Source organism: Gemmatimonas sp. (assembly GCF_046594945.1).
Classification (GTDB): Bacteria; Gemmatimonadota; Gemmatimonadetes; order Gemmatimonadales; family Gemmatimonadaceae; genus Gemmatimonas.
On sequence record NZ_JBKJRB010000077.1, the window covers coordinates 84,400 to 103,472 of the forward strand.

Consider the following 19,073-nt stretch of genomic DNA (forward strand, 5'->3'; position numbering starts at 1 on the left):
CGCGCGATGGGAATGAGCGTCAGCAGCGGGGGGGCCGTCAAGGCCGAACCCAACGTGACACCCATGATCGACGTGATGCTTGTACTGCTCATCATCTTCATGATCACGATCCCGCAGATCAACGCGGGCTTCACCGCGGTCCCGCCGGAAGGGCAGAATCTCAAGCCCCACCCGGAAGAAGAAGGTGATCAGGTACTCGGCATCGACGATCAGGGTCGGTACTATCTCAACAAGAGTCGGATCCGCAACGAGGACCTCGAAGCCCTCGTTGGCGAGATCTATCTGAAGGAGCGTGAGGACTACATCATGTACGTCAAGGCCCACAAGGACCTCGCGTATGTGAAGGTCGTCGATGCCCTTGATCGCATTTCGCGATCTGGTGTGCGCGTCGCCGCGCTCATCACAGACCAGACACCGAACACGGAGTCGCTCGTCGCGAGCGACCGCATCATGCCGGGGAGTCAATAACCATGAGCATGTCTGCACCGAGCGGTGGCTCGAGTCTGAACAACGACATGAACGTCACGCCCATGATCGACGTTCTGCTCGTGCTGCTCATCATTTTTATGATGATCATCCCGATGAGCCGCAAGGCCATCGATACGCAGCTCCCTGACCCGACGCCGCAACCGGCCTCGGCACAGGTAAACCCGGACCAGATCGTGCTCGAGGTCCTCCCTGACGACAAGTACGCGGTGAACAAGGAGCCGGTCGAGAAGGACAAGCTTCTCGAGAAGTTGAAATCGATCTACGACCCCCGTCCCGAAAAGATCATCTTCGTGAAGGGAGATACCACGGTGAAGTACTCCGCTGTGATCTGGGCAATGGACCAGGCTCGCGGCGCCGGGGTAAAGGTGATCGGCGTTCCGCCGAAGTGACGTGAGGCGCGGCCCGGACACGGGAACGCGCCCACCCACGAGATCCACGTCGTGATTGCGGCGGGCGAACCCATAGGGATCGTCCGCCGTAGTACGTTGTATAGGTCTCATCCCTCGATTCTCAATGACGCCAACCTCTCCATCGCAACTCGATACCGCCGACCTCCCGCCGCCGGAACGCCCGCGGTACCGACCGCCTATCGGCGTGCCGGTGGGCAACCAGCGTCGCGTCCGCAGTCTGCTGATCAGCATAGGGATCCACCTGCTGATTATCCTCCTGCTTATCGTTCCGTTCACGTCGCCGGAGCTGCTCCGTGAAGTGCTGGGAGCGGGTGGCCTTGGCCCGGCCGGGGGGGGCGGCGGTGGGAACCGCGGCACCGGCGGAATCGCCAAGGACGAACGACTGCAGTTTGTGCGGGTGGCACCCGCGCCGACGCCGCCACCGCCCGTAGTGAAACCTCCAACGATCACGCCGATTGTGCCGCCACCGCCGCCTATACCGCCGGTCGTGAAGCCACTGGAGCCGGCGGCACCTACGACGCCGTCCGCCGTTGCTGCCGCCGACGTGAAGTCGGCGGTTACCGGTTCCGGAGGAGGCTCAGGAACCGATGGAAGCGCCGGGGCTGGTCCCGGTAGCGGTGGTGGGGTCGGATCCGGTGTGGGCACCGGGAAGGGCACCAGCGTGGGGCCTGGCACCGGTGGTGGTCCCGGTACGGTCTACCCGCCAGCGCCGACCGAATTGTTCCTTCCGCCGTTGCCGGTTCCGAACAAGGCCAAGGGCACGGTTGTCGTCGTGTTTGAAGTCGACTCGACTGGGAAAGTGCTCGATCTACAGTTCACGCCGACCAAGGACGGCGCGTACAATCGAAAGTTGCGTGAGGCGCTTGTCGCCATCCGCTTTCGCCCTGCCGTCAATGCGCAGGGCGTCCCGGTCCGCGGCAAAGCCGAAATCACGTACTCGCTGTAGGCTCGCAGTACGCGCGACCCGACAGTAGCTTGCGCGCACGATGTAACAGCGCGCCGGCCTCCGCTCTCCCCACACGGCGTGCTCCTCCCCCCGATCCGAGGGCCCATGGGGCTGTTCGATCGAAAGCCGATCGCCTCCGAAGACGAAAGCGGCAGCGGCATGCGCCGCACGCTCGGTGCTGGCGACCTCGTCATGCTCGCCATCGGCGCCGTGATCGGCGCCGGAATCTTCTCGTCGCTCGGAACCGCCGCGGCCGGCGAAACACTGGCGGACGGTACGGTCATTCGATACGGCGCCGGACCCGCGCTTGTGCTCTCGTTCGTTCTGCTTGGCGCGGTGTGTGGTCTTGCCGCGCTGTGCTACGCCGAGCTCGCGGCCATGATTCCGCAGGCCGGCAGTGCGTACGCTTATTCGTATGCCACGCTCGGTGAAATCGTCGCCTGGATCGTGGGCTGGGCACTTATCCTCGAATACGCGGTGGGCAATGTCGCCGTCGCGATCGGATGGTCCGGCTACTTCACGTCGCTCCTCTCGGGGTTCGGCGTCAACTTGCCCGGATGGCTCACGCACGGTTACTGGAACGTCAAGGCCAGCGGGGACCCGGCAATCCGTGCGCTGATGGATTCGGCGCCGCACATCGCCGGCATTCCGGTGCTCGTGAATCTGCCGGCATTCGGCATCGTAGTCGCGATTACCCTGTTGTTGCTGAAAGGTGTGAAGGAAAGCGCGCGCGCCAACAACATCATGGTCGTCATCAAACTGCTCGTGCTCGCGCTGTTCGTGATTGTGGGTGGCATGCACATTGACCCGGCCAACTACAAGCCGTTCGCGCCGAACGGTTTCCGCGGGATTCATCAAGGCGCCGCGATCGTCTTCTTCGCGTATATCGGGTTCGACGCAATCTCCACGGCGGCCGAAGAGACCAAAAATCCGCAGCGCAATTTACCCATCGGTATTCTCGGTGGATTGGCCATTTGCACGCTGATCTACGTGATCGTCGGCTTCGTGGCCACGGGACTCGTCCCCTACGAGCAACTGCGCAGCAGCGACCCCTTGGCCAAGGCACTCTCCATTGCGGGCCTCTCCACGGCCAGCTGGATCGTCGCCGCCGGCGCCGTTGTCTCGATGTCTGCCGTCTTGCTCGTCTTCCAGTACGGTCAGCCGCGGATATTCTACGCGATGGCGCGTGACGGCCTGCTGCCCAAGTTTGCCGCCAAACTGCATCCCAAAACGCGAACACCACACGTGACCACGATCATCACCGGTGTCGCCGTGGCTTTTGGCTCGTTGCTGGCCGACGACGCCGCGACGTACGATCTCACCAACATCGGTACGCTCGCCGCATTCTCCGTGGTCTGTATCGGCGTGCTGGTGCTGCGTATTCGCGAGCCCGATCGGCACCGTCCGTTTCGAGTGCCCTTCGTGTGGCTCGTCACGATCGGCGGGGCCGCCGCCTGCGTATTCGTGATGCGCGGGTTGCCCTCGAGCGCCTGGAAGGCGTTCGGCATCTGGATGGTCATCGGTCTCACGCTCTACTTCGCCTACGGGTATAAGAACTCGGTGCTGCGTCGCGGGAACGCACCGGTCTCTCCCGAATAAGTCATCAGCCGTCCCACGACTCCTCAAACCAGCATCATGGATCATCAGTCTTCCAGCGCGACGACGGCAGCACCGAGCAAAGGTTTCCTCGGGATCGGATTCTCGCAGTGGATCGTCATCTCGATGATCGTCGGCATCCTGATCGGCTGGCTCGCGCCCGATTTTGCGCCGAACCTCAAGCCCTTCGCGAACATCTTCCTGCGCATGATCAAGTCGCTGATCGTGCCGCTGCTGTTCAGCACACTGGTCGTGGGAATCGCCGGACATGGCGATGACATGAAGAAGGTCGGCAAGCTGGCCCTTCGCTCCATCATCTACTTCGAAGTGGTCACCACGGCGGCGCTCGCCATCGGACTCTTCGCGGTCAACTTCGTGAAGCCGGGCATCGGATTATCGATCGCCCCGGCTGCCGGCAGCACGGAAGAGTTCAAAGCACTTGCTTCGAAGACACCGACGTTTGCCTCCGTGCTCGAGCACACGGTGCCGCAGAGCTTTTTTGAAGCGGCGGCGCAGAATGAAGTGCTGCAAATCGTGTTCTTCGCCATCCTCTTCGCCGTCGCGCTCGCGCGCGTCCAAGGCCCATCCAAGAAGATCATGCTTGACGGCCTGCAATCGCTCAGCGAGGTGATGTTCAAGTTCGTCGGCATCGTGATGGCCTACGCGCCGATCGGTATCGGTGCTGCCATCGGTGTCACGGTCGGCAAGAGCGGACTCGGAGTGCTGCTCAGTCTTGGAAAGCTCGTCGCCACGCTGTACGTGTCTCTCATCGTGTTCGTCCTGCTCGTGCTTGTGCCGGTCGCGTTGATCGCGCGCATCCCCATCATGCGCTTCTGGCGTACGGTGAAGGAACCGTGGCTGATCGCTTTCTCCACCGCCTCCAGCGAAGCGGCCTTCCCGCAAGCGATGCAGGCGATGGAGAAGTTCGGCGTGCCGCGTCGTATCGTCTCGTTCGTGCTGCCCACCGGATACTCGTTCAACCTCGACGGCAGCACGCTCTACCTCGCGATCGCTTCGGTCTTCGTCGCGCAGGCGGCCGGTATCGATATGCCGCTCGGCACCCAGCTGCTGATGATGCTGACGCTGATGCTCACCTCGAAGGGCGTCGCGGCCGTGCCGCGGGCGTCGCTGGTGATCCTGTCGGGAGCACTGGCGCAGTTTAATCTCCCACTCGAAGGTATCGCGCTGATCCTCGGCGTCGACGCCATCATGGATATGGCCCGCACGTCGGTGAATCTGCTTGGTAACTGTCTCGCCACCGCCGTCATGGCGCGGTGGGAAGGTGAGCTCAATATCCCGGCCGAGGACGCCGTTCCCGCCTAGGCGTCCATCACATGGGGATCATACAAGCCAGCATTCCCCTGTTCTTCGTCCTCATCGCGGCCGAGTTGCTGTTCACGCGACTCGGCCGTCGCTCGTTCTATCGCCTGAATGATTCCATCAGCGACCTCTCTGCCGGCACCCTGAGCCAGATTGCCGGCATCTTCACGAAGCTGCTGCTGATCGGGATCTTTGCGTGGCTCTATGACCATGCGCGGATTCAACGCTGGACGCACATCCCGTCGTGGCCTGATGGGGCAATGCTGCGTCGCGGGGCGGACGGGGGATCCCTCGATTGGCCGGCCATTGTCGGGTGGGCTGCCGCGTTCGTGATTGTCGATGTGGCGTACTACTGGTTTCACCGCGTGTCACACGAGGTGAACCTGTTCTGGGCGGGCCACGTCGTGCACCACTCGAGCGAGGAATACAACCTCGCCGTCGCGCTTCGGCAGAGTGCGGTGGGAGGAACGATTGGCTGGGTCTTCTACGCGCCGCTCGCGTTGCTTGGCATGTCGTGGGTGCAGTTCGCCGTCTGCTACGCGCTCAACCTCGTATACCAGTTCTGGATTCATACGCGTACGATTTCGAGGCTCCCCGCGTGGGCCGAAGCGGTCCTGAACACACCGTCACATCACCGCGTGCATCATGGCGTGAACCCAGAGTATCAGGACCGCAACTATGCGGGCGTGTTCGTGGTGTGGGATCGCTGGTTCGGCACGTTCACGCCGGAGCGCGAAGAACCGGTGTACGGACTGACCACGCCGCTGCGCAGTTGGAATCCGCTCTGGGCGCAGGTGCACCAATACGTAGTGATCGCGCGTAACGTAAAACGGGCGACAACATGGCATGATCGCTGGCGCTGTGTGTTCGGGCCTCCCGGTTGGCGCGCGGAATCCGACGGCGGCCCAGTGGTCGTTGCGCCTGTGTCGCTGCACGCGGCGATCAAGTTTGATCCTGACGTGCCAGCGGCGTTGTCGCGCTACGCGCTGGCGCACTTCACGCTCACGATTCCACCGGCGCTGTGGTTGCTCACCGCGGCGGATCGTCTGCCGGCGCTGCAGATCGGAGCCGCCGCCTTCTACGTGGCGCTCTCACTGACCAACGTGGGCGGCGTGCTCGAAGGGCGACGCTGGGCGTTCGCGGCGGAGCAGGCCCGCCTCGGGGCGCTCGGTGCGGCGTCAATGGCGCTGCTCGTGCGCAACGAGGCGCCGCTCTGGATCGGCGGCGCCTCGTTGTGTTGCTGCGTGATCAGTGCGTACGCGCTGTGGACGAATCGCACGGCCTTTACCCTCGCCAGCGACGAGCGCATGGATCACCTACACCGGGAACTGGCAGGGCGTTAGACCTCGACGCCCAGCAAGCGGCGTGCACGACGCACGGCACCGCGTGCCGCGTCCACGTCCTCCGAGCGCACGGTCGCACCCGGTACGGCGCTTTTCAAGCGCTGCTCGAGACGCTTCCGTACGAGGGATCCCTTCGACAGCAGTCCGCCCGCGAACGCCACGGGTATCGCTGCGCGTTCGTCCATGAAGCAACGACGAGCCAGCGTGCGAATATGCAGGGCCAGCTCTTCCACGCAGAAGCTGACGAGCGCGTTCGCGCGCAAGTCACCCGTTGCCGCCACTTTCGCGACCACCGGGGCGAGCGTCGCGAAAAGCCCGGGCGTCGCGTCGGCGGCCCACGGAATCAGGTCGTCGAGCGACTCCAGCTCGAGCGCCGTGAGAATTGCACCCGTGAGCGCCGTGTCGGGCTCGCGCCCATCGTGCGCTGCCGTGATGACGCTCAGCGCACGGCGGCCGAGCCAGGCGCCGCTCCCTTCGTCGCCGATGTTCGGGCCCCACCCACCACAACGCTCCAATCGCCCGTCTGGCGATCGAGAGTAGGCCACGGACCCCGTGCCTGAAATCAGTAGCACCCCGGCAGAGTCGCCGAACGCGTCATCCATGGCGATCGTGGCATCGGCCTGAACGGACACGTCGTCCGCCACACGGCGCGATGCGAGCGCCGACCACAGCGCTTGCGCAGCGCGCTCCTGTCCGGCGCCGGCGACACCTACGACGCACACCGCCGGACGCGTGTCGCTGCGATCTGCCGACGCCAGCACGTCCGCGATCAGCGACTTGATGATGTCCGCGGCCACCCCTTCATGCCCTGGCATGAGCGCCGTCCCGGCGCCCTCCACGCGTGCCAGAGTGTTGCCGGCGGCGTCGGCGAGCACGACGCGTGTACGACTCCCGCCGCCATCTACGCCAACAACGAGCGGTGTCGGGTCGAGCAGTCCGGCACTCATGAACGATTCCCCTGAGAAGAACGCGGCGCCGTGGGCGGCGCATGCGTGAACGACGACAGAATACCGGTCACCAAGGTAAGCGTGGTGCCGATCAAGACGAACCATGGCCACGCGATCACCGTGAACGGCGCGAGCGTCGGCGCGAGCGTCGGGAACCAACCGCTCAGCGCCTTGGCGAAAACGATGAACGACATCGTGCCAATGCCGACCACCATCCCCAGCAGGGCGTCGCGCTGTATGGCCCGCGGCACCAGCATCGCCAAGAAGAATGCGCCAAGTAGGCCACCATAAGTGAAGGAGGCCACCGAGAGCGCGATCGTGACGACGGGGGTCCCTTCGTTCTTGTACAGCAGGGCGCCGCCGATCAGAATCGCCGACCAGAACAGCGTAAACAGCTTGCTGACGCGAAGTAGCCCAGGGTCATCGGCGCGGCGTTTACTGAATGGCAGATAGAGGTCGTGCAGCGTCGACGCGGCTAGCGAGTTGACCGAACCGCTCACCGTACTCATGGCCGCTGCGAGGATCGCGGCAATCACCAATCCGGTAAGCCCCGACGGCATCACTTCCACGATGAATCGCGGGAAGATCGCATCGGGGCGCGGGAACGCCGTGCCATTGTAAAATGCAAACAGGCCCACGCCAATCAACAGGAACATCGTGAACTGCGCCAACACCACGAAGCCGCTGCCGATCAGCGACAGCCGCGCCTCACGCAAATTGCCAGAGGCGAGCAGTCGCTGCACAATCAGTTGGTCGGCGCCATGCGAGGCCATGCTAAGGAACGCGCCGCCGATCAAGCCGGCCCAGAGTGTGTGCGGGCGGTCGATTCCTGTGTACAAATCGAGCACCTGCAGTTGCCCGCGAGCGCTCGCGCCGTCGAGAATGGCGCTCCAGCCGCCGGGAACCCCGGCCCCGATGATCCACATGGCGGCCAGCCCTCCCACCAGATACACCCCGGTCTGCAACACGTCGGTCCATACCACCGCACGCATGCCGCCGTGATACGTGTATAGCACGGTGAACGCACCGAGAATCAAAATCGATAGCGGTCCCACATACTCGGGCGGGACAATCGGACCAATGATCAGTCCCACGGGGATCGCCGTCGCGAAAACACGCACGGAATCGCCGAACGCGCGCGTGACCATGAACACGATCGACGCAAAGCGTCTCGTCGCGAGGCCAAATCGCTTCTCGAGCAATGCATAAGCCGTGACCAGCTCCCCGTCGTAGTATCGCGGAAGCAGGGTGTACGCGATCACGACCCGACCTACGATGTAGCCCACAGCGATCTGTAGGAACGACAAATTGCCGACGTATGCCAGTCCCGGAATCGAGATGAACGTGAGCGCGCTGGTCTCCGTTGCCACCACCGAGAAAAGAATGGCCCACCACGGAATGGCCTTGCCGGCCACGAAATAGTCACGCGCGTCTTTCTGATCCCGTCCAAGCCATACCCCGAGGAGCGTCGTGCCCACGAGGTACAGGAGCAGAACGCTCCAGTCGAGCACCGTGAAGCTGTTCGTCACGAGCGCACACCGAACGAGCGCACACCGACATCACGCGATGACATACGCCTCCATAGCGAAGTACTCGGCGAGGCCGAGTTGATCGAGTTGGGCCGAGGTCGCTTTGTTGCGCTGCTCGACACGCTGCCAAAATTCACGCGCATCCTGACCCGGAAACGGCGCCGAATCCTTCTGTGACTGATGCTTGAAGATCGCCTGGATCTTGATCGTCAACTCCTCCTGCGACAGCGGCACGAGCACGGTCGCTTCCGTGATCGGCCATTCCTGCCACGCACCGCGATAGAGCCACACCTGCGGGCGGGCAGGGGCGTCCGCCCCGCCGTATACCTCAAGCACGGCACTGTCGATCGCCTCCTTGCACATGCGGTGCGTGCCGTGTGGATCCGACAGGTCACCCGCTACGAAGATGATCTCTGGTCGGAACTCCCGCAGGAGATCGGCCACGATCGCTACGTCAGCCGGGCCGATTGGATCCTTGCGGACTTTACCGGTTTGATAAAACGGCAGATTCAGGAAGCGCGCATGTCCCCGCGTGAGCCCCATGACCTCGATGCCGCTCACCGCTTCCGACTCACGGATGATACGCTTGATATCCTGAACTTCGGCAATGTCCACTTGGCCCGGACGCTTCGCCTCGAGAAACGCGTGCACCGTCTCGGCCAGTGTGCGGACGGCAGTCCCCTCGCCGATCCGCTCCTGATCGAGTCGCACCAGAAAATCCATGTAGCGACGCACATCGTGATCGAACACCGCGATGTTGCCGCTGGTCATGTATGCCACGGTCACGTCGTTCTCATTCTCCACAAACTTGCGGAGCATGCCACCCATTGAGATTACATCGTCGTCAGGGTGCGGGGAGAAGCACAGGGTTTTCATGCCTCGCGGCAGCTTGCTCTTTCCGCGGATCTTGGCGCCGAGCACGTTGAACACGAGCCCGTTCACCGCGCCCGGTGAGCCATGACGCGCCACCAATGACAACAACGAGTTCTCGGCGTAGTCGTGCTGCGTCAGCTTGAGTATCGCTTTCTGACACCGGCCCGCCAGCCACGTCACCGCGCGGACCGCGAGCGCGTCATCCCAGCGCACTTCGTCGATCAGCCACGGCGTCGCCACACGCGTCAACTCGGCCGCCGCGGCGTCATCGACGTAGAACGTGGTGTTCGCGTGACGCTGCAGGAACGTCGCCGCGACGGCGCGGTCGATCTCGCCTTCGACTGAACGGCGCACGACCCCCGACTTGTGCTCCCCGGTCGCAAGAATCGCGATTTCACGCGCCTGCAGAATTGTCGCGATGCCCATCGTGATCGCTTCACGCGGCACATTGTCTTCGCCGAAAAAATCCGCCGCGGCATCACGTCGTGTGACGGAGTCGAGATGCACTACGCGCGTCCGGCTATGCTCACCAGATCCGGGCTCGTTGAAGCCGATGTGCCCCGTCTTACCGATACCGAGCAGCTGAAAATCCACCCCGCCGGCGGCCAGGATCGCGGCCTCATACCGTGTGCAGGCGTCGTCGATCGCGGACCGATCCAACGCACCATCCGGGAGGTGCACGTTTGTCGCGTCGATGTCCACGTGAGAAAAAAGGTTCTCCCACATGAAACGGTGATACGAGTGAATGCTGTCCGGCGCCATCGGGTAGTACTCGTCCAGATTGAACGAGATCACGTGTTGGAAGCTGAGCCCTTCTTCACGGTGCAGCCGAATCAGCTCGCGATAGACGCCGATGGGCGTCGAGCCAGTGGCCAGTCCAAGCACGATCGTTCGACCCGCTGCTGCACGCTCGCGCATCAACGTCGCGATACGCCCAGCCACGAGCCGAGCCATCGCTTCGTGCTCATCGATGATGATCGTGGGGATGCGCTCGCGCACCATGCCGTCAATGTCGGGATGCACGAAAATGGTGCCACTGACGCGCACAGGCCCGCCGCTCAAATCGAGCGTGCGGGCCTGCGAACCATCAGTGGCCACCGGAGAACCGGAGGCCATGGTCATGGGAATAGGTGTCGAGTTGTCGGATCAGGCCGAGAAAGAACTGCCGCAACCGCAACCGCCGGTTGATTGCGGATTTTTGAACGTAAAGCCCGATCCCTGCATCGAGGTGACATAGTCGATCGTCGTGCCGCTGAGATACTGCGCCGAAAACGGATCGACGAACAGCTTGATGCCCTCGAGTTCGAAGACCGTGTCGTCTTCCGCGTTCTTGTCTTCGATCACCAGGCCGTACTTGAAGCCGCTGCATCCGCCCGGCATCACTGACACGCGAAGGCCACCCTGCTCGGGCGTGACACCCTCGGCTTCCATGAACTTGCGGACTTCCGTCGCGGCCATGGGCGTGAGAACCACCATGACATCCGGCTGCTGCATCGTGCTCATTGCTGTCCCCCGAAGCGGCCGGATGAGAATCCGGCCTGATGGAGCGCGCCGCCCAGACCCGACCGCACCCGCGATCGGCAACCGGAACAGCGTCGCGTCTAGCTGTAGAAAAAATAGCGAGTGAATCGCTCCCATTCAAGAAAGCCCCACTCAAATCCATCGTCATCGACCGGAATCACCGCCGAGCGCACCCACCGCGGCATCTGCCAACGCCGTGCGGACGCCGCCAATTTTCCGATTCTCCCGCGTCGGATTCACCCGGTTGGTCAGCAGCAGCACGAAGACGCCCTGCGCGGGATCCATCCAAAGCGACGTACCGGTGAAGCCGGTATGTCCGAACGCCACGGCCGAGAGTCGACTGCCGGCCGAGTTTCCACCGGTCGGCGTCTCCCAACCGAGCGCTCGGCGCGAGATCGTCGAGTCTTGGATCCCCGTAAACGTCGCGACCGCTGATGAATCGAATACCCGCATGCCGTCCAGCGTTCCGTGACGCAGGTACATACGCGCAAAGCGCGCGAGGTCACGGCCTGTGGAAAACAACCCGGCGTGTCCAGAGACGCCCCCGAGACGAACGGCATTCTCGTCGTGCACCTCACCCCGCACCTTTTTTTGGCGCCATGGGTCCTGCTCGGTCGGCGCAATGCGCGGGAGCCAGTCCGCCGGCGGAAGATAACGCGTCTCAGTCATCCCGAGCGGCGAAAAGATATGCGCCGAGTCGTACGACGCGAGCCGTTCACCGCTCACGCGTTCGATCAGCTTTCCGAGCAGAATGAAGCCGAGATCGCTGTACACGTATCGCACGCCCGGCAGGGTATCCGGGGATGTGGCGAACAGCTGCTGCTCCGCTTCTTCGGGAGTAGCCGCTTCTTTGTACAGCGCGCGCCACGATGGCATGCCCGACGAGTGCGACAGCAGGTGACGCACGGTGATCCGTTCGGCGCCGGGCGCCGTCCAAGCCGGGAGGTAGTGAACGACGGACGAATCGAGCGCCACTTTCCCCGATCCCACCAGCTGAATCATGGCACTCGTGGTGCCGATCACCTTCGTGAGCGACGCGAGGTCCCAGATCGTGGTCGCCGACGGACGGGAGTCATCGGCCACGTCGAGTCGCCCCACTCCATACTCGACGATCACGCCGTCGGCGGTGCCCACGGCGGCGTAGGCGCCGGGAAAGGCACTGTCGGCGAGCGCACGGGAGAGGACCGCCCGGACACTGTCCCCGAGACGGTGCGCCTGTTCGCGCGAGATGCCCGTGACGGGAGGCAGCTCCGACGAACTCGGGCGGTGTTTGCTGCACCCCATCAGCACGCTCGACGTGGCAACCAGCGCGAACATCCGCCACGCACGCCGCTTGAGAAAGACGTGATTCGGTGCGTTCGTGCAGGGAGCGCCGCAACCGGACTGGCCGGAGAGCAGGGCAGGTCGGTAGGGATCCGGTCGGGTCATGTGTTCGCGGTAAGGCAGGATGCTGTGCGACCTGCGCGCAGCGGGATCTTCTGGAGGTAACGCGTGAAGGCCATCAAAACGCTGGTGCTGCTCTCGCTGGTGTGTGTCGGAACCCTAGTCGCGGGCTGCGCGAGCGGCGGTCGTCCAGACAACGCACCGATGCCGGATGATGGTGAAGATGGAATGCCGATCGGGAACCGGAACCGCAAGGTCCGTCCTGGCATTTCGGTCTTGCTGGACGATAGCATCAAGCTCATCGCCGGCAAGCGTGTCGCGTTCGTGACCAATCAGACGGGCGTCGATGAGAAGGGGCGTCGCTCCATCGATCTGCTGGCCACCGACCCGCGCGCGGTGCGTGCCGGCGTGAAGCTGGTGCGCCTCTTCGCCCCCGAGCACGGCGCCACCGGAACCGCCGATCGTCCGAATCTCAGTGATGAGAAGGACCCGAAGACGGGTCTGACAATCCACTCGCTCTATCAGAGCCGTACGATTGCGCCCCCCGACAGTCTATTAACCGATGTCGACGTGCTGGTGGTCGATCTTCAGGACATAGGCACCCGAACCTGGACGTACGTCGGCGTCATGCTGTACGCCATGCAGGCCGGCGCAAAACGCGGCATCCCCGTTCTCGTACTTGATCGCCCCAATCCGATCACCGGCGCCCGGGCCGAAGGGGCGCTCCTCGATTCCGCCTTGGCCAACGCCGACGTGCCCACGTCTGGAAACAGCACAAATGGCTTCGCGCTCTATCCCATGCCGCTTCGCCACGGTCTTACGATGGGAGAGATGGCCCGGTTGTTTCAGGCCCAGTTTAAACTCGGCACCCGGCTCACCGTGGTGCCCATGAGGAACTGGCGTCGCGGCATGTGGTTCGATGAGACCTCGCTGCCGTGGGTTCGGCCGTCGCCGAACATGCCGAATATCACCAGCGCCCTCCTGTACCCGGCACTCGTGCCGTTCGAGTCCAGCAATGTGTCCGTCGGACGGGGCACTGATGAACCGTTTCAGCGATTCGGAGCGGCCTGGCTCCGCGCCGATTCCGTCACCCGGATGCTCGAAGACCTGTCGCTTACTGGCGTCAAGTTCAAGGCCGAACGGTTCACTCCAAACAAGCCAGGTGATGGCAAGTTCGCCGGTCAGTCGATTCCCGGCGTGAGAATTGAAGTCACCGATCGCGAGCGCGTTCAGCCCGCCCGCGTCGGTGCGGCCATCCTCTGGGCGCTGTCTCGCGTGCACAAGGACTCCCTGAAGATCTCCCCCTCCGGATTCGACCAGCGGCTGGGCTCGACGCGCGTTCGGGAGGCCTTGCTGGGCGGAGCGGACCCAGATGCGGTGATGGATCGCCAGTTGCCGGCAGTTATTGCGTTCGAAAAGGATGCCAGACGCTTTTATCTCTACCGTTGATGCAGGGGGAGTTCTAGCTTTCCACGGCTAGATACTTTTCCGGACCTTCAGCGCGATCGAGATGCAATCACTGTGGAGCGACGTCCAGCGCGGATACCTGCGAGTCATCGCCCCGGTGGCCGACTGGCTGGTCGCGCGGCGCGTGCGCCCCAACACGATCACCACCATCGGCACGATCTGTACGTGCACGGCGGGGGTCATCTTCGCGTCCGGCCACATAAGCGCCGGTGGCTGGTTCTTGGGCCTCACCGCACTCTTTGACGTGCTCGACGGGAATGTCGCCCGCCGCACTGGGCAGAGCACGGTGTTCGGTGCCTTCTACGACTCCACGCTAGATCGCGTGGCCGACGGCTTCCTCTTGGGTGGTTTGTTGGTCTTCTACGCCACCCACCCGGTGCACGCCAGCCAGACAATGGTCCTGGTGACGCTGGCCGCACTCATCGCCACCTTCCTCACGTCTTACACTCGGGCCAGGGCCGAAGGGCTCGGCCTCGATGCGAAGGTGGGTATGCTGCAACGCGCCGAGCGTATCACGCTGCTCTCTGCTCCGCAGGCCTTTTTCGGCCTGGCGCTCAACGGCTGGATTCTCGCGGGTATCGTCAGTCTCCTGGCGGTCACCGCGTGGATCACCGTGTTCCAGCGCATCACCTTCGTGTATCGCACGACCACTTCCCCTGGAGAATAAACGCAGTGTCCGACTCGACTCGCGGTAAGGCCGCGTCCCCAGCCCCGGCGACGGGGAAGCTCGCCATTTTCACGCCGGGTCTCGGCGCCGTGGCCACCACATTCATCGCCGGTGTCGAGCGCGTGCGCCGCGGCCTCTCGGTGCCTATCGGTTCGCTGTCGCAGATGGCGACGATTCGCCTCGGCAAGCGCACCGACGGGCGTAGCCCGCTGATCAAAGATTTCGTGTCGCTGGCGAAGCTCGACGACATCGTGTTCGCCGCCTGGGATCCCATTCCTGACAACGCGTTCGAATCAGCCGTCAATGCTGGCGTGCTCGAAAAGTCCGACATCGAGCCGATCGCGGACTTCCTCAAGAGCATCACGCCGATGCCGGCCGTCTTCGAAAGCCGCTATGTCACGCGCATCACGCGCGCAACCAACGTGAAGACGGGAAAGAACAAACGCGACCTCGCCGAGCAGATCCGTGCCGACATCCGCCACGTTATGCAGAGCCAGGGTGCCACGCGTGGCGTCATGGTGTGGACCGGATCGACCGAGACCTACATCAAGGCCGGCCCGCAGCACCAGACTATCGAAGCCTTCGAACAGGCGATGGAAGAGAACGACGATTCTATCGCGCCCAGCATGCTGTACGCCTATGCCGCCATCATGGAAGGCATCCCGTACTGCAACGGCGCCCCGAATCTTTCCGCCGACTTCCCGGCGCTGCTCAACCTCGCCATCGAGAAGGGCGTGCCCGTCTCCGGTAAAGACTTCAAGACCGGTCAGACGTGGATGAAAACCATCATCGCGCCGGGCCTGAAGGCGCGCATGCTCGGTCTCGAAGGCTGGTACTCCACCAATATCCTTGGCAATCGCGACGGTGAAGTGCTCGACGATCCCGCGTCGTTCAAAACCAAGGAAGAGTCGAAACTTTCCGTGTTGGACACGATTCTGCAGCCCGACGTGTACCCAGAGCTGTACAAGGGTTTCTCGCACGTCGTGCGTATCAACTACTACCCTCCGCGCGGCGACAACAAGGAAGGCTGGGACAACATCGACATCAAGGGGTGGCTCGGCTACCCGATGCAGATCAAGATCAACTTCCTGTGCCGCGATTCCATCCTCGCCGCGCCGATGGTGCTCGACCTCGCGCTCTTCTCGGACTTCGCCATGCGTGCCGGCATGAAGGGTATTCAGGAATGGTTAAGCTTCTATTACAAGTCACCGCAAACCGCTCCGGGCCTTCAGGCTGAACACGATCTTTTTATCCAGCAGACGAAGTTGAAAAACACGCTCCGTCACCTCATGGGTGAAGAGCAGATCACTCACCTCGGGCTGGAATACTATCAATGATCGCCGAGCGCACGCGTCGTCTTCGCCGCGTGGTGGCACTCGCCGCAGGCGGCCTCGTCATGGCCGCCTGCGGTGGCGGGGGCAGCCCACCACCCAAGAATGAACTCCGTTTTAAGACGGATGATTTTGTCATTCGGGTCTCACCGGAGAGCAAGCCGACGCGGGCGCTCGAACCGATCTACTGGCGTGTCATGGTCCATGATGTGAAAAGCGGACTCCCCATCCAAGGCGGCGAAGGACGAATCTTCGGCACCAACCGAGATCGGAAGACGGTTTCCAATGGCCTCGCTGCGACGGAGGAGTTGGGCACCTATCGCAGCAACTTGATGTTCGTCACCGCCGGTATGTGGGCGATGGCCATCCAGTTTCGTCTCGATTCGACCAGGGTCCTGCAGAAGACGCCGGACTGGACGCAGGATATCATGGCCGCCGACGAGCCGGGCGACTTCTCGCCGCCCGCGTCATCGCGTCCGCCCGAACCACCACCGCGTGCAAAGGACAGCACGCGCAAGGATCCTTGAGTATGCGGCACTTTCATCGGACCTCGCTGACACCGGACACGGTGTTGGCGTCGGCCGATCGCTTCTTCGTTGCGCTCGGACTCTCCCGTGGGTCAGTCGACGCCCGCTCACGCAGCTTTAGCGGTGCGCTCGGCACACTCGCCCTGTCGGTGAAAATGGAGGGCGGACACTACACCGTCGTCGAAGCACACACCGATCAAGTTGGCGAAAGCCGGCTGGACAAGAACGTGAAGCGCTTTTTCAATACCGTGCACCGCATTGCAGATCCGCGACACACGATCGAGGCGGGATACTAATGGCGAAGGCGAGCACCGGCCGTGACACTCCGGTCGTGGGAGCGCGTCCCAGCGACGCCCTTTCGCGTGAGCGCAAGCTCGAGCTGTACTACTGGATGAGGCTCACGCGGCAACTCGAAGAGCGCTTGGTGAATTTGTATCGGCAAACCAAGGTCGTTGGCGGGCTCTTTCGTTCGCTCGGGCAAGAAGCCGATGCCGTCGGCAGCTGCTTCGCGCTCGAGCAGCGGGACGTCATGTCGCCGCTCATTCGCAACTTGGGCGCGATGCTCGTCAAAGGCGCGACGCCGGTTGAAGTCCTCAAGCAGTACATGGCCAAGGCCGACTCTCCCACGCGCGGCCGCGAGCTCAATATCCACTTCGGCGACATCGGCGAAGCCGGTGTGACCCGCGGCTTCCTCGGACAGATTTCTCCGCTCGGCGACATGGTCCCGGTCATGACTGGCGTGACCATGTCGTTCAAGATGCGTGGAGAAGATCGCGTGGGGCTCGTGTATGTCGGTGATGGCGCAACGAGCACTGGAGCGTTCCACGAAGGCATCAACTTCGCCGCCGTGCAGAAGTGCCCGCTCGTGGTCATCGTCGAGAATAACGGCTACGCCTACTCCACGCCGACGCACAAACAGTGCGCTGCCAAGTTCTTCGTGGACAAAGCCGTCGGATATGGCGTGCTGGGCCTGCAGGCCGACGGCAACGACGTGCTCGCCTCGTACGACGTGACCAAGATGGCCGTCGATCACGCGCGGGCCGGCCACGGTGTGGCGCTGGTCGAGCTGATCACCTATCGCCGCAAAGGACACGCGGAGCACGACAACCAGTCGTACGTACCAGCCGGCGAGATCGAGCAGTGGGCAGCGGAGAACGATCCGATCGACCGCTACGTTCACGTGCTGCGTTCGGAGCACGGCGCGACCGAGGGTGAGATCCAGTCCATCGATGCACGCATAGCGCGTGAGATTGATGACGCCACGGACCTGGCCGAACTCTCGGGTACGCCCGACGCGCGAGAAGCGCTCATGGGCGTCTACGCCGACCCATCCGCCGAGCAGCCGCTCTGGTTCCGTCGCGATGTGGAGACGAATGCGTATGGCCAAGAGCGCCCCGAGAGCTGGGGCACCTGGAATGCAGACGGAGCGAAGCGCTGATGGCCGAGATAACGTATCTGGAAGCGATCCGCGAGGCACTGTTCGAAGAGATGGAGCGCGACCGGAATGTCTTCTGCATGGGCGAAGACATCGGTGCCTTCGGCGGTGCGTTCAAAGTCACCGAAGGGCTTCTCGCCAGGTTCGGCGAACAACGCGTCATCGATTCACCGATCAGTGAGATTGCGCTTGTCGGTGCCGCCGCCGGTGCGGCGCATATGGGGCTGCGCCCGGTCGTCGAGATGCAGTTCATCGACTTCATCGCGAACGCCTACGACATGCTCACCAACTACGTCGCGACTGCGCGCTATCGCGCGTCGTTACCGTGTCCGATGGTGGTGCGCGGCCCGAGCGGTGGCTATGTACGGGGTGGTCCGTTTCACTCGCAGAACCCGGAAGCTGGCTTTTTGCACACGCCAGGACTGAAGATCGTCTATCCGTCCACCGCGACGGATGCCAAGGGACTGATGAAGGCGGCCATTCGCGATGACGATTGTGTGCTCTTTTTCGAGCACAAGTATCTGTATCGGCGCGTGAAGGACGTGATGCCGGATGCCGATCACGTCGTGCCGATCGGCATGGCGCGCGTGGCGCGCGAGGGCAACGACGTGTCGATCGTGACGTATGCGTCGACCGTATGGAAGGCCCTCGAGGCCGCCGATTTGCTCGCGGCTGAGGGCGTCTCGGTTGAAGTGATCGACCTGCGCTCGCTCGCGCCGATGGACGACGAGGCGATCTTTCGCACGGTGAAGAAGACGAATCGGTTGCTCATTGTGCATGAGGATACGCGCACCGGTGGCCTGGCGGGTGAGATCACCGCGCGCGTCAACGAAACCTGCTTCGAGTGGCTCGACGCGCCCGTGTTGCGCGTAACGGCCGCGGATATCCCGCTGCCGTACGCTCCAGCCCTTGAAGATTACGTGTTGCCGCAAACGGCCGATATTGTTCGAGCGGTCCGGCGCCTGACTGCGTATTGATGACGACGAACTCGGCTGGCGATCCACAGACACCGCTCCCAGAAGACCGCGTTGGTCGGAACATTGGGGTAGGCTGTTTTACATTCTTCATCGGTGGCGTAAGCGGCGCGATGGTTGGCGTCGGCATCGGGAAGTTGCTGGGCTTCTTCGCGCGTTGCACGCCCATGGCGGGGTTGCCGGCGTGCGAATGGTGGGTGTACGCAGGGTATGGTGGTGCCGTCGGCGCGATAACGCTGCCGATTCTCGCCTTGTGGCGTTTGCGTCGCGCGGACCGCGCGGCCGACGCTGCTTCTTCAGATCGAGGATGATCGA

19 protein-coding genes are annotated in these 19,073 nt (G+C 63.0%); 14 read left to right on the top strand and 5 right to left on the bottom strand.

Features of this window, described 5'->3' with window-relative positions:
* Window positions 1–6 precede the first annotated feature (6 nt).
* From ACLL97_RS09085 to ACLL97_RS09110, 6 genes are all read left to right on the top strand, one after another.
* Window positions 7–468: an ExbD/TolR family protein gene (locus tag ACLL97_RS09085; RefSeq protein ID WP_411280155.1), complete on the top strand. Its 462-nt coding sequence runs from the start codon at window positions 7–9 to the stop codon at window positions 466–468.
* A 2-nt stretch (window positions 469–470) separates the two neighbouring features.
* Window positions 471–878, top strand: a complete 408-nt coding sequence (locus ACLL97_RS09090) for an ExbD/TolR family protein (RefSeq protein ID WP_411280156.1) — start codon at window positions 471–473, stop codon at window positions 876–878.
* 124 nt (window positions 879–1,002) lie between these two features.
* Window positions 1,003–1,845 (top strand): hypothetical protein, encoded by an 843-nt coding sequence (locus tag ACLL97_RS09095; RefSeq protein WP_411280157.1) that lies wholly within the window; start codon window positions 1,003–1,005, stop codon window positions 1,843–1,845.
* 105 nt (window positions 1,846–1,950) lie between these two features.
* Window positions 1,951–3,444 carry an amino acid permease gene (locus ACLL97_RS09100; protein ID WP_411280158.1) on the top strand — a complete coding sequence of 498 codons (1,494 nt, stop codon included), beginning with the start codon at window positions 1,951–1,953 and terminating at the stop codon, window positions 3,442–3,444.
* Between the two features lie 36 nt (window positions 3,445–3,480).
* The gene (locus ACLL97_RS09105; RefSeq protein ID WP_411280159.1) at window positions 3,481–4,764 is read left to right on the top strand and encodes a dicarboxylate/amino acid:cation symporter; all 1,284 of its coding nucleotides are present in this window, start codon (window positions 3,481–3,483) and stop codon (window positions 4,762–4,764) included.
* Between the two features lie 11 nt (window positions 4,765–4,775).
* Window positions 4,776–6,104 (top strand): sterol desaturase family protein, encoded by a 1,329-nt coding sequence (locus ACLL97_RS09110; RefSeq protein WP_411280160.1) that lies wholly within the window; start codon window positions 4,776–4,778, stop codon window positions 6,102–6,104.
* Here ACLL97_RS09110 and ACLL97_RS09115 read toward each other — a convergent pair.
* The 5 genes from ACLL97_RS09115 to ACLL97_RS09135 form a co-directional block, all read right to left on the bottom strand.
* Window positions 6,101–7,051, bottom strand: a complete 951-nt coding sequence (locus tag ACLL97_RS09115) for a BadF/BadG/BcrA/BcrD ATPase family protein (RefSeq protein WP_411280161.1) — start codon at window positions 7,049–7,051, stop codon at window positions 6,101–6,103. The two genes, ACLL97_RS09110 and ACLL97_RS09115, sit on opposite strands and share 4 nt — an antisense overlap.
* The gene (locus tag ACLL97_RS09120; protein WP_411280162.1) at window positions 7,048–8,580 is read right to left on the bottom strand and encodes a sodium:solute symporter; all 1,533 of its coding nucleotides are present in this window, start codon (window positions 8,578–8,580) and stop codon (window positions 7,048–7,050) included. The genes ACLL97_RS09115 and ACLL97_RS09120 overlap by 4 nt, the downstream gene beginning before the upstream one ends.
* A 30-nt stretch (window positions 8,581–8,610) precedes the next feature.
* Complete coding sequence (nagB, locus tag ACLL97_RS09125) at window positions 8,611–10,569, bottom strand: glucosamine-6-phosphate deaminase (RefSeq protein WP_411280163.1); 1,959 nt, start codon at window positions 10,567–10,569, stop codon at window positions 8,611–8,613.
* Window positions 10,570–10,599: 30 nt separating this feature from the next.
* Window positions 10,600–10,956: a HesB/IscA family protein gene (locus ACLL97_RS09130; RefSeq protein WP_411280164.1), complete on the bottom strand. Its 357-nt coding sequence runs from the start codon at window positions 10,954–10,956 to the stop codon at window positions 10,600–10,602.
* Between the two features lie 162 nt (window positions 10,957–11,118).
* Window positions 11,119–12,402 (bottom strand): serine hydrolase domain-containing protein, encoded by a 1,284-nt coding sequence (locus ACLL97_RS09135; protein WP_411280165.1) that lies wholly within the window; start codon window positions 12,400–12,402, stop codon window positions 11,119–11,121.
* Between the two features lie 63 nt (window positions 12,403–12,465).
* Here ACLL97_RS09135 and ACLL97_RS09140 point away from each other — a divergent pair, with 63 nt between their 5' ends.
* The 8 genes from ACLL97_RS09140 to ACLL97_RS09175 all read left to right on the top strand — a co-directional run bounded on the left by ACLL97_RS09140 (window position 12,466) and on the right by ACLL97_RS09175 (window position 19,069).
* Window positions 12,466–13,806, top strand: coding sequence for an exo-beta-N-acetylmuramidase NamZ domain-containing protein (locus tag ACLL97_RS09140; RefSeq protein WP_411280166.1), 1,341 nt, complete (start codon window positions 12,466–12,468; stop codon window positions 13,804–13,806).
* 61 nt (window positions 13,807–13,867) lie between these two features.
* Complete coding sequence (locus ACLL97_RS09145; RefSeq protein ID WP_411280167.1) at window positions 13,868–14,491, top strand: CDP-alcohol phosphatidyltransferase family protein; 624 nt, start codon at window positions 13,868–13,870, stop codon at window positions 14,489–14,491.
* Between the two features lie 5 nt (window positions 14,492–14,496).
* Complete coding sequence (locus ACLL97_RS09150) at window positions 14,497–15,828, top strand: inositol-3-phosphate synthase (RefSeq protein WP_411280168.1); 1,332 nt, start codon at window positions 14,497–14,499, stop codon at window positions 15,826–15,828.
* On the top strand, window positions 15,825–16,349 hold the full coding sequence (locus tag ACLL97_RS09155; protein ID WP_411280169.1) for a hypothetical protein: 525 nt from the start codon (window positions 15,825–15,827) through the stop codon (window positions 16,347–16,349). The genes ACLL97_RS09150 and ACLL97_RS09155 overlap by 4 nt, the downstream gene beginning before the upstream one ends.
* Window positions 16,350–16,351: 2 nt before the next feature.
* The gene (locus tag ACLL97_RS09160; protein WP_411280170.1) at window positions 16,352–16,645 is read left to right on the top strand and encodes a hypothetical protein; all 294 of its coding nucleotides are present in this window, start codon (window positions 16,352–16,354) and stop codon (window positions 16,643–16,645) included.
* Complete coding sequence (locus ACLL97_RS09165) at window positions 16,645–17,787, top strand: thiamine pyrophosphate-dependent dehydrogenase E1 component subunit alpha (protein ID WP_411280171.1); 1,143 nt, start codon at window positions 16,645–16,647, stop codon at window positions 17,785–17,787. The genes ACLL97_RS09160 and ACLL97_RS09165 overlap by 1 nt, the downstream gene beginning before the upstream one ends.
* Window positions 17,787–18,761, top strand: coding sequence for an alpha-ketoacid dehydrogenase subunit beta (locus tag ACLL97_RS09170; RefSeq protein WP_411280172.1), 975 nt, complete (start codon window positions 17,787–17,789; stop codon window positions 18,759–18,761). Before ACLL97_RS09165 ends, ACLL97_RS09170 begins: the two co-directional genes overlap by 1 nt.
* The gene (locus ACLL97_RS09175; RefSeq protein ID WP_411280173.1) at window positions 18,761–19,069 is read left to right on the top strand and encodes a hypothetical protein; all 309 of its coding nucleotides are present in this window, start codon (window positions 18,761–18,763) and stop codon (window positions 19,067–19,069) included. Before ACLL97_RS09170 ends, ACLL97_RS09175 begins: the two co-directional genes overlap by 1 nt.
* Window positions 19,070–19,073 lie beyond the last annotated feature (4 nt).